Origin of the sequence: Pseudofrankia asymbiotica, assembly GCF_001983105.1 — a bacterium.
In the GTDB taxonomy this organism is placed as follows: Bacteria; Actinomycetota; Actinomycetes; order Frankiales; family Frankiaceae; genus Pseudofrankia; species Pseudofrankia asymbiotica.
The window spans coordinates 1-9,391 of record NZ_MOMC01000143.1; the positions used below are offsets into that span (position 1 = coordinate 1).

Here is a 9,391-nt window from a genome sequence, read left to right on the forward strand (position 1 = left end):
GGCCAGCGTCAACCCGTCCGCGCCCGGCTGCTTGCCGCGTTTCTTCTTCCCCGCCCCGCCACCGCCCGCCGGCGGCTCGGGCGGCTTCCGACCCGGGATCGCGCCGTCGCTGGACGGCGATAACGACGAGTTCCGCGAGTTCCGCGACGCCTTCCGCTCCAGGTCAGCGACCTTCGCCGTCAGCTCCGCGATCTGCCGGGCCTGCTCGGCGACCGTCGCCCGCAACTCCGCGATCAGCTCCGCCTGGGCGCGCACCACCGCGAGGAGGCCCTCAGGGGGCATCTCCTCGACCGGCGCCATGCCCCTACCTCACCACACGCACCAGACCTGGCACGCCACGCGACCACCAACATCAGCGCCTGGCTCCGAAGCCAGCGACCCAAAGCAACATCAACAAAGCACCTGAATGTTTACCGCTTTTTTGGTGCACGACTGGCGTAATCGTCGCCCTCGCCGGAAATTGGACAACATTTTACCTGCTCGCACGATGGTTTGCCCCGTCGTCGGCAGCCCTCTGGCTCTGCGTGCGGAGTGCATACAAGCACAGGGAAATTGCAGCCACAAAGCAGAGGCTTGCACTATCCGTGAGCGATAAGATAGCCGAACTTCCACCGGGCCAACCGGGTTCAGAGCTTGAACTAGCTCTGACCACTTACTGTGAGATGGTTCAGCGACGCATTTTTCAATTGCKAGACCACCCCGAACGAGTTCCGCAGCGAATTTACTGGAAGTCGCGAGTTCAAGACGAAATTGCCGCCCGAGCAGACTCAGAACAAATCCGCGGCCGCCTCCTGAAATAGAGGCCCTAGTTGCGGAGTCATTATCTTATGGAGTGTAGGGCGGAAAACTTGGTCCGAATATTACCTGCCATGTAGCAAATGCGTCACCGAGTTTTCCGTTGCGTGCATCGGTAAGCGCGCGTCGCGCCCGCGTGGCCGCCACCTCGATTTTTGAAAGTGCCACGCYTTTGTAAGTTTCAGTGCTGCACGGATGTATGCGGCCGAGTGATGTATCCGCAGGATCGTTCATCGCTGCTATTTGACTCTCCGCCAAGTATTCCATGCACGTAGTTAGGTCCCAGTGAAAAGCAATCGGAGGGTTATCGAGAGCCCACTTAGCCGCTCGCATTTCTAGATAGAAGCTGCTGATCGGCACACTGTTATAGTATTTCCACGCCTTGAGGAGTCTTGCGAAGCTTTTCGCCCCCGGAGATTTGGCATTCGCATCATTGACGTACGTAAGATGACTGGCGGGGCTTGATTTCATCCAACCGAAAGTAGTGGGGTCAGGAATATCAAATACGTCCTTCTTGCTGCCGGTGGTCCCACTGTAGTAAGCCGGTACGATCTCCATCTGTCCGCCGTCGCCAATAAAATTGACTTTCACKGCAGGTCGGCTTATCCGTATGCTGCTTCGCGGAAAGGATGCCTTGAGCGCGTCCCGTACCGATCCTAGGGCTTGGTCTGCGGATGGCTTTGGCAGCTTCAGCCACGCGAAATAGTCGCCGTCGCAGTGCCCCCGAACCGCAGTACCATGTTGCAGTGATCCAGTCTCCTGCAAGGTAATCATACCCAGGCGAGTTGTAAGCGCGGCCGCAACTGTGGACTTATGGCGACGCGCATTGTCGCGTTCGGTTTGGCTTGGTGTTTTTGCCGCAAGAAATTGTACGAATCCGGCTGGCGCGGTGGAGCTCATTTCTTCCTCTTATCTAGTCATATTCCTAGAGTGACTATCTTGTCCGGGTCTGCTGCGACCGAAGGCCGACCGTTTGAGATCGGAATCTTGGGAAACCTTCCTAGTTTTTCCTTACAGCGAAAAGGYGATGTGCGAAGGTGGAGGTCGTCCGACGCTCAAGTGTCAAGAAAATCCCACTCGCTACCAAGAACCCAACGCAGGGCGGAAAGCTTGCCATGCACAAATCCCCAAGTCCAGTCGTCCCAGGGACCGAGATTTTCGCGGCCGTACCGGCCTTCAATAGTTTGCCTTGCTGCGTCCCGACGCTCTTCGATATCTGAAGTTACCTGCTCAGCACTTGCTTGTTTGACTTTCTCTTCGTAAATTAAGCTGCGAACATACCATACTTTATCGAAGTACTCCTTCTCGGCTTCGAGTATTTCGGCTAGTGTTCGCGGCTCTTCGGCCAACTGATCGACATCCTCGGCCATCTCGTGGAAATCATGGCCAAACCAATCGGAGAGTGCACTGTCTAGGYCGTCGACATCGTAAATGTAGCGAGACTTGGCTATATTGAATATCGGAGCCAAGTCAACGTGGGGACGTCGGCGATCACCATTCTGCTCTGAAAAATCCTCAAAATTGCAGGTCGCAAATCCGTAGAGGTCGGAGTCGTCCGTAGCTGCCGCAAGCTGTGAGCTATATATCTCGATCAAGAGAGCGTCTGCCACGCTGTTTTTGTTGCGGTGAAGAGGGGCGGACTTTTGGAGGCCCCGTTCGATCACGCGGCGGCGTTCCGTGTCGGTCTCCTCTGGTCGTTCACCATGCTCCAGCAGTTTTGCGATCTCTGCGAAATTCTGCAACGAGGAGGCGCTGATCAGTGGAACATGGTGGGCCATCTCTGCAAGCCAGTCTTGACKACTCGATTCGACCCAATCGTGTAGGTCCTTGCGGAGCAGGCGAAATCTCTCGGACACGGCGGCGGTCACGGCCGCTTCAGCTCTTGGCCTATTACGCTCGAACTCGTCAACCACGACACGCGGAACGAGGAGCTGCAACTTCTTCTGAGAATTCAGGACTCTGAGTGGAACAATCCACCGCTGGCCGTCACGACGTTTTGCTAGATCGAGCCATAGCGATGTGTCAACAAGGAGGTGAATCACGCAGGAACCATCCCGACCGTTGGTGTTGCCGACGCGCAGCACTCTTGCCGCGTGCCTCTGCAAGACCCCTGGTCTGACTGGGACGGTGGCTGCGTTCTTTATCCTGTTCACTGCTGATCATACTGCAGTGCGGCCCGCGTTACGCAGGGGCCGTCGCTTGCTGTTGCTAGCACGCTGCAAACAGCAGTAAGCAGRCTCAAAGCCTGTCGCCAAGTGCTGCACGCCGGTGTGCGTCGCGCGCCCGGTCGTCGGCGGCCGAGGCCGCGTATCGACCGACCATCTCGCGGCTTCGCCAGCCAGCGAGACGCATGAGGTCCTGTTCCTGGTGGCCTGCGGCGAGCCAGGCGTGGGCGAAGGTGTGCCGGAACTGGTGTGCGTGGAGCTTGGGAACTCCGGCGTCGGCCGCGCGCCGTTCCAGGATCTGGCTTACGCCTGACTCGGTCATCGGCCCCTTCTTGCCGAGCCAGAGCGCGGGGCTCTTGGCCTGAGCGTGGCGGGCGCGGGCGCGGATGTATCGGCGGAGCGCGTCGGCGGTGCGGTTGCCGTAGGGGACGGCACGGCCGCGCCTACCCTTGCCCATCACGTGGGCTACGTCGTGGTCGAAGTCGAGGTCTTCGACCTTCAGCCCGACCAGTTCGCCGATCCGGACGCCCGTGTCCAGGAACAGGCGGATGATCGCGGCGTCGCGGCGGTTCTCGAAGCTGTTGCCCTTGCAGGTGTCGAGGAGCTTGCGGAGCACGTCGTCGCCCAGGATGGGCACCGGCTGTTCGGGGACCGCGGGAGCGCTCATCCGCTCGAACGGCGTCCGGCTGATCTCGCCGTCCTCCACGAGCCACCGGAAGAGCTGCTGAAGCGAGCGGTAGTGCTTCGCGACCGTCGCGGGGCTGACTCGCTCGGAGAGAGCCACGATGTACGCCTCAACGTGCTCCCGCGCGATGGCGTTAGCCGCMGTCGGCATGCCCTGCTCGGTGAGGAAGGCGACGAACGACTCCCCACACGTCAGGTAGCTCTTGATCGTCGCTGGGGAGCGGTTCAGCGCCCGCAGATGGCGGCGCCAGTCGGGGAGAAGGGTGGTCAGATCGTCGACAGGGGCAGCATCCGTCGTCTTCACGATCTTGAAGATACTCCGCTGTACGAGCGCTGTCCGGGACTCAGTACTCGCGTATTGCCTGGTGGTGGGGCGGGTGGGGCTCGAACCCACGACCGGAGGATTATGAGTCCCCTGCTCTGACCGGCTGAGCTACCGCCCCAGGCTGACGTAGCCTACCGACTACAGCTGTGTCGTGTCGTATCGGCTGGTCGGTAGTACTGCGAGGCGACGTGCCGKGCGTGGGCCTGGTCGCCGGGCACCGGCTTGCAGAGTTGCTCGCTTCGGGACCGGCGAACTCGACGCGCACGATCCCTTGGCCGCGGATTGCTTGGGATCGCCTGCTACCTCTGCCAATGGCTGTCGGTGGTCCGCTTGTCGTGGAGGCCAAGCCGGGTGCGGGTGGACGGGACCGCGATGGGCGACCAAGCCGTGTCCGCCGACGGGTCCACTGGGTTGCCCAGGATTGAGACGGAACTGGCCCTTTTACGTCACCCGTCTTCCCTGCGCCGCTGTGAGGCCAGTCTGCGTGCAGGCGGCGGAGGCGTCCCTGATCACGCGCTGGGCCTCCGGCGATCTGATGGCCTTATTGAGACGGGCGAACTCGTCTTCGCTGTACCTCGCTTCGAGATACTCGAGGGTGCACTCGCAGAAAGCCCCCATGCCGCTTTGGTCCTGGGTGCAGGCGCTGAGGTAGGTCAGGCGGGTGGTGTCGGAGTACCGGGTCACTAGCCGGGCTGGCGAGTGCGCCGGCGGATCCGGACGGGCTTGGCGTCGGGGTGGGACTCGCGGCCTGGGTCGGACCGGTGGTGGCCGTCATGTTCACAGCCGCGGTGTCGTCGGAGCTGTCGCCGCCACGCAGAACGAGCGCGGTGACGAGCGCGCCGAGCAGGATTCCACCCAGGCCGCTCGCGACCCCCGCGAGGATCAGCGCGCGGCGGGGCCGCGGCGCGGTGCGCGGCGGCGCGACCGGCGCGTAGTAGTTGGGTGCCGGGACCGATCCCACCAGCCAACCGCCCGGGGCCTGCGGAACCGGCGACGGAACCGGCGTAGCGGGCCGGCCGGCGGGAGGAAACCCGTCGGGTGGGACGAGTCCACCCGCCTGCGCCGCGGCGCCTGTCAGCGGCCCCGATGGGGGCGCGAACATGAGGCCGCTGGCGGACACAGGTGTGGCCGGCTCGTGGGAGCCGAGATCCTTCGACCCGGTCGGCTCAGTCATGATCCTCACTTTGGCGACAGCGRCCCGCGTCTGGCCGAACCAATCAGGAGGACCCTTATAGCACCATTTATTCATCCGAATGCGGACGACTGCCGCTACGCCCACGTCCACTGCTTCGCCGTGTGCCCATAGCGCGGGTGGCCGTGTCAGCCGTGGCGGCCGGACTGGGCGAGTTCGGGGCGGTGTCGGCCGACCCGTTGCCGCCGACGGGCCAGGAGAACGTCCGCGAGCGCGTCGGCGCGTTCCATATCGTCGAGGGTGGCCCGGGATCGCCCGTCGACCGCGATGATGGCGGCGAGCAGTTCCGTGGACAGTCTCGTTCGCGCGGCCAGTCGGGCCACGCTTGGCGGCARGTCGGCGGACGTCTGAGCCGCGGGCGGGCGGGGATCCGTGCTGATCCGCGACGGGGGGCGGTGACCGGATGTGACCCGGCTTCCGCGGACGGTGTGAGTGCGTGACCGGACCCCGAGGAGATCGAACATATATTCGATCCTGGCGATGGCAGATCATGCTGTCAAGTGACGTGGGCGACCGCTGTGATGCGTCGTTGGTCTGTGTCTCCGCGCGCCCCAGTCTGCCCCTTTCGGATCGTTCCTGCCCTGGTCGGCCGGGGTCCGGGGCCAGTGAACGTCTGGTTGTGCGGGACGTCGACCCGCGTTGGGTGGCGCCCGCGTCGCCGTCGATCGGACCGCTCCTCGCGGGCTGAGGCGGTTGCGAGAACTCTGTCTCTCCGGCCGGATCGCTCTGTACATCGAGATCTCTCGAACTTGATCACGGTCGCGACGTCCGGGCCGCGCGGAGGCGCCGTAGCCCGGCGCCCGTCCGTACGGATGATCGCCGAGGTCTGGCAGTGTCGGAGACATGACCGTTCCGGAGGGGTTTGAGTTCGACGACGACCGGGACCGGGTCGACCGCGACGCTGTCTGGGCGTTCCTGTCGACGGGCGCCTACTGGGGTCGTTGGCGGAAACGCGCGGACGTGGAGGCTCAGCTCGACGGTGCCTGGCGGGTCGTCGGCGTCTACGAGACCACGACGGGGGAGCTGGTGGGCTTCGCGCGGGCGATCTCGGACGGTGTCGCTCTCGCCTATCTCGCGGACGTGTTCATCTCGGAGCGGGTGCGGGGAATGGGACTGGGCAAGGCGCTCGTGACGGCGATGATCGATGACGGCCCGGGCGCCGGCTTCCGGTGGATGCTGCACACCGCGGACGCGCATGGGCTGTACAAGCAGCACGGCTTCGGCCCGCCCGACGAGATGTACCTGGAGCGACGGTCGCGGCGGTAGCGCCCCTCTGGGCGCCAGGCATCTCCACTCGGTGGCGTTACCGACAGGTGCCCGCACTCACGGCCGGCCAGACGCACCCTCGCCGGTCGCCGGTCGCCGGTCGCCGGTCGCCGGTCGCCGGTCGCCGGTCGCCGGTCGCCGGTCGGCCGTCCCCGGGGGCGCGGCAAAACTAGACGACGTCTGACTTTGTGGACTACCGTGAGCGCTATCACGTGATGTTGGGTGTGCTTGGGAGGATGTGATCGCCTTGTCGCGGTCGATCGAGTTTCCCGTCTTCGACGCGGACAACCACATGTACGAGACCACCGACGCGTTCACGAAGTACCTGCCGCCCGAGTACGAGGGCCTCGTGAAGTACGTCCAGGTGGGCAACCGGACGAAGATCGCCCTGCGCGGGCAGATCAGTGAGTACATCCCGAACCCGACGTTCAACGTCGTCGCGCCGCCCGGGGCCCAGGAGCTGGAGTTCCGGCTGAAGAACCCGTCGTCGAAGACGAAGGCCGACGACATCCAGGTAGCTCCGCCGCCGCGGTACGTACCGTCGATCCCGGCGTACTTCAACCCGGCGGACCGGCTCGAACTGATGAACGAGCTGAGCATCGACCGGGCGATGATGTGGCCGACGCTGGCGAGCCTGCTCGAGGAGCGCCTCGCGGACGACCCGGAGGCCACGGTCATCGTGGTCCACGCACTCAACCAGTGGATGCACGAGCACTGGACGTTCGACTTCGAGAACCGGATCTTCCCGACTCCGATCATCACGCTGCCGATCCTCGACGAGGCGCTGCGCGAGCTGGACTGGGTGATCGAGCGCGGCGCTCGCGCGATCCTGGTCCGCCCCGCGCCCGTGCCCGGCTACAAGGGTGATCGTCGGTCGTTCGCGCTGCCCGAGTTCGACCCCTTCTGGAAGCGGGTCGAAGAGGCCGGCATCGTCGTCGGCATGCACGCCTCGGACGACGGCTTCCAGCGGTACCTGAACGACTGGGAGGGCGCCAAGGCGGAGTTCCTGCCGTTCAAGTCGAAGCGGACCGCGTTCGCCGAGCTGGTGATGAGCGAGCACCGTGTCATCAAGGACGTGATCGGCTCGATCATCGGGCACGGCCTGGCCACCCGGTTCCCGGGGCTGCGTTTCCTGCCCGTCGAGAACGGCAGCTCCTGGGTACGCCCGCTGGTGACGCAGCTGGAGAAGCTCTACCAGCGCAGCCCGCACCTGTTCGACGAGGACCCGATGGTCGCCTGGCACCGCTGCGTCTACGTCCACCCGTTCCACGAGGAGGACGTGCTCGGCCTGGTCAAGGTGCTCGGCGCGGACAACGTCGTGTTCGGCTCCGACTATCCGCACCCGGAGGGCCTGTTCGACCCGGTGACGTTCGTCGACGAGCTCGACAGCCTGACCACCGACGAGCAGCGCAAGATCATGGGCGGCAACCTCGCCTCGCTGATGGGAATCGACCCGCTCGTCAAGGTCCTGTAGACCCTGCGCCCGGCCGGCCGCTGATCGTCAGCTGCCGGCCGGCAGCGGGTGGTGGCTGACTCGGCGCGCGGCGCTCACGGGGCCGCGGCGCTGGCCGAGGCGCCGCCGAGAAGATCGGTGAAGCCGCCGGGGGCGTAGGGGCCGATGACCAGTTGTTCGAGCACGCCGAGACCGGTCCGCCCTCCCCACGTCGCGCGCATGACCTGCTGGACGTGGACGGTGTCGAAGGCGAGGGTGTCGAGGTCCTCGGTCCTGTGGGCCTCGCCGTCGACGGCGAGCTCGCCGTGCCATTTCCCGTGGCCCCAGGTGGGGTGCAGGTAGCCGACGCCGCTCATCCGGAAAGCGCGGATCGGTTCCAGCTCGACGGTGTCACCCGGGGCGAGAAGAAGCGTGGCCCCTTCCGAGCGCCGCAGCCCGGGCGCCCACCGCACGTCATGCCGGACGCCGCCGAGCGTCCGGATGCCGGTGTCCTCGCCGAACACCGGTTCCTTGTCGCCGATCACCGGCAGGACCGCCGCGGTCTCGGACCACGGGACGCCGAGCGCGTCCTCGAACCGCAGGTAGTGCAGGCAGACGTCGGTGAAGTTCAGCGGTGCCCACAGGAAGAAGATCTGCGGCAGGACATGGCGCGGTGCCGCGGGTGCCGGGTCGCCGACGCCGCGGATTCCCCAGGAGCGGTCCTTCGTGCCGTAGGTGGGTGCCGTCAGGGGGATCTCCTGGCCGCCGGACGAGAGCGTGCCGGTCCAGGTGACCAGCTGGGTGGCGCGGGTGACGTCCATGGTCAGCTGGGTGCCGACGTGGCGGGTCTGGCGCGGCTCCTCGTAGGCGGGAGTGCGGGCCGTAGCGGTCAGGTCCGCGACGAGGCCGTGCTCCGGAGAATCGACGACGACGCGGTTGACCCGCATCGGCTCGACGATCTCGATGGTGATCGGGCCGATGCTCGTCCGGGTACGGTCCAGCGGGATGCGCCCGGAGGCGAACACCGACCGCTGCATGCCGTCAGCCACGACGCTGAACGCCGCGTCGATGATTCCCCGGTTCGGGTAAAGGCCCAGCGCGACCGCGAAGTACATGTTCTCGTCATAGCCGTTGAACCAGAACCGGTCGTACTGGTCATCCCTGAAGGAGCGGGGCCGGTCAAGACGATGCTGGGATCTGTTTTGGCTGGTTGTGGGCGTGCGGGGGTTGGCCGCCGTGGGGTCGGCGGCGTGTGGGAGGGGCAGGCAGCTGTGCCTGCCGTTGTGTGCTGCCCGCGGGTTCGCAGAGGCTCCGGGGTCAGGGCCCGTGGGCCCCGGAGGGGACCCGGTCGCCGTAGGCGATGCGTGAGCAGCCTTGACGCTGGAGGGGCGGGCCCGCACGCTGCGTCGCGGACCCCACGGCGGCCGGCCGGGTGACCGAGATTTGGCGTGGGGTTTGGGTGCGGCCGTCAGGCCGCTCGACTGCTGTATGTGTCTGAACTGGGAAACGGTTTCCTTTCAGACGGGTAGGGG

The 9,391-nt window shown here is 65.1% G+C and carries 10 protein-coding genes and 1 tRNA gene; 4 read left to right on the top strand and 7 right to left on the bottom strand.

The window, feature by feature from the left end:
• The coding region (locus BL253_RS44580) for a DUF6444 domain-containing protein (protein WP_338013789.1) at positions 1-300 on the bottom strand (300 nt) is incomplete at its 3' end.
• A gap of 89 nt (positions 301-389) precedes the next feature.
• On the opposite strand from BL253_RS44580, the gene BL253_RS45735 reads away from it, so the two are divergent.
• The gene (locus tag BL253_RS45735) at positions 390-800 is read left to right on the top strand and encodes an S-4TM family putative pore-forming effector (RefSeq protein WP_420801762.1); all 411 of its coding nucleotides are present in this window, start codon (positions 390-392) and stop codon (positions 798-800) included.
• Between the two features lie 25 nt (positions 801-825).
• Here the strand turns inward: BL253_RS45735 and BL253_RS42095 are convergent, their stop codons facing one another.
• The 4 genes from BL253_RS42095 to BL253_RS38485 all read right to left on the bottom strand — a co-directional run bounded on the left by BL253_RS42095 (position 826) and on the right by BL253_RS38485 (position 4,087).
• Positions 826-1,695 carry an SMODS domain-containing nucleotidyltransferase gene (locus BL253_RS42095; RefSeq protein ID WP_131831704.1) on the bottom strand — a complete coding sequence of 290 codons (870 nt, stop codon included), beginning with the start codon at positions 1,693-1,695 and terminating at the stop codon, positions 826-828.
• Positions 1,696-1,850: 155 nt separating this feature from the next.
• Positions 1,851-2,879, bottom strand: a complete 1,029-nt coding sequence (locus BL253_RS38475; RefSeq protein ID WP_198946566.1) for a PIN domain-containing protein — start codon at positions 2,877-2,879, stop codon at positions 1,851-1,853.
• 154 nt (positions 2,880-3,033) lie between these two features.
• Positions 3,034-3,948: a tyrosine-type recombinase/integrase gene (locus BL253_RS38480; RefSeq protein WP_076823016.1), complete on the bottom strand. Its 915-nt coding sequence runs from the start codon at positions 3,946-3,948 to the stop codon at positions 3,034-3,036.
• A gap of 62 nt (positions 3,949-4,010) precedes the next feature.
• A tRNA-Ile gene (locus tag BL253_RS38485) sits at positions 4,011-4,087 on the bottom strand.
• A 655-nt stretch (positions 4,088-4,742) separates the two neighbouring features.
• Here BL253_RS38485 and BL253_RS42710 point away from each other — a divergent pair.
• Positions 4,743-4,904, top strand: coding sequence for a hypothetical protein (locus tag BL253_RS42710; RefSeq protein ID WP_158230521.1), 162 nt, complete (start codon positions 4,743-4,745; stop codon positions 4,902-4,904).
• A 385-nt stretch (positions 4,905-5,289) separates the two neighbouring features.
• Here BL253_RS42710 and BL253_RS44585 read toward each other — a convergent pair whose 3' ends face one another.
• Positions 5,290-5,484: a hypothetical protein gene (locus BL253_RS44585; protein WP_241835531.1), complete on the bottom strand. Its 195-nt coding sequence runs from the start codon at positions 5,482-5,484 to the stop codon at positions 5,290-5,292.
• Positions 5,485-6,004: 520 nt separating this feature from the next.
• On the opposite strand from BL253_RS44585, the gene BL253_RS38505 reads away from it, so the two are divergent.
• Positions 6,005-6,427 (top strand): GNAT family N-acetyltransferase, encoded by a 423-nt coding sequence (locus tag BL253_RS38505; protein WP_076823020.1) that lies wholly within the window; start codon positions 6,005-6,007, stop codon positions 6,425-6,427.
• Positions 6,428-6,674: 247 nt separating this feature from the next.
• Entirely contained in the window at positions 6,675-7,901 is a 1,227-nt protein-coding gene (locus tag BL253_RS38510) for an amidohydrolase family protein (RefSeq protein WP_081439113.1), read from the top strand.
• 74 nt (positions 7,902-7,975) lie between these two features.
• Here BL253_RS38510 and BL253_RS38515 read toward each other — a convergent pair whose 3' ends face one another.
• Positions 7,976-9,259, bottom strand: coding sequence for an Rv3169 family protein (locus BL253_RS38515; protein ID WP_476644144.1), 1,284 nt, complete (start codon positions 9,257-9,259; stop codon positions 7,976-7,978).
• Positions 9,260-9,391: the final 132 nt, after the last annotated feature.

Coding starts and splice junctions, on each gene's coding strand:
- BL253_RS42710 (WP_158230521.1), top strand. CDS start 4,743: ATGTTCACAGCCGCGGTGTCGTCGGAGCTGTCGCCGCCACGCAGAACG.
- BL253_RS38505 (WP_076823020.1), top strand. CDS start 6,005: ATGACCGTTCCGGAGGGGTTTGAGTTCGACGACGACCGGGACCGGGTC.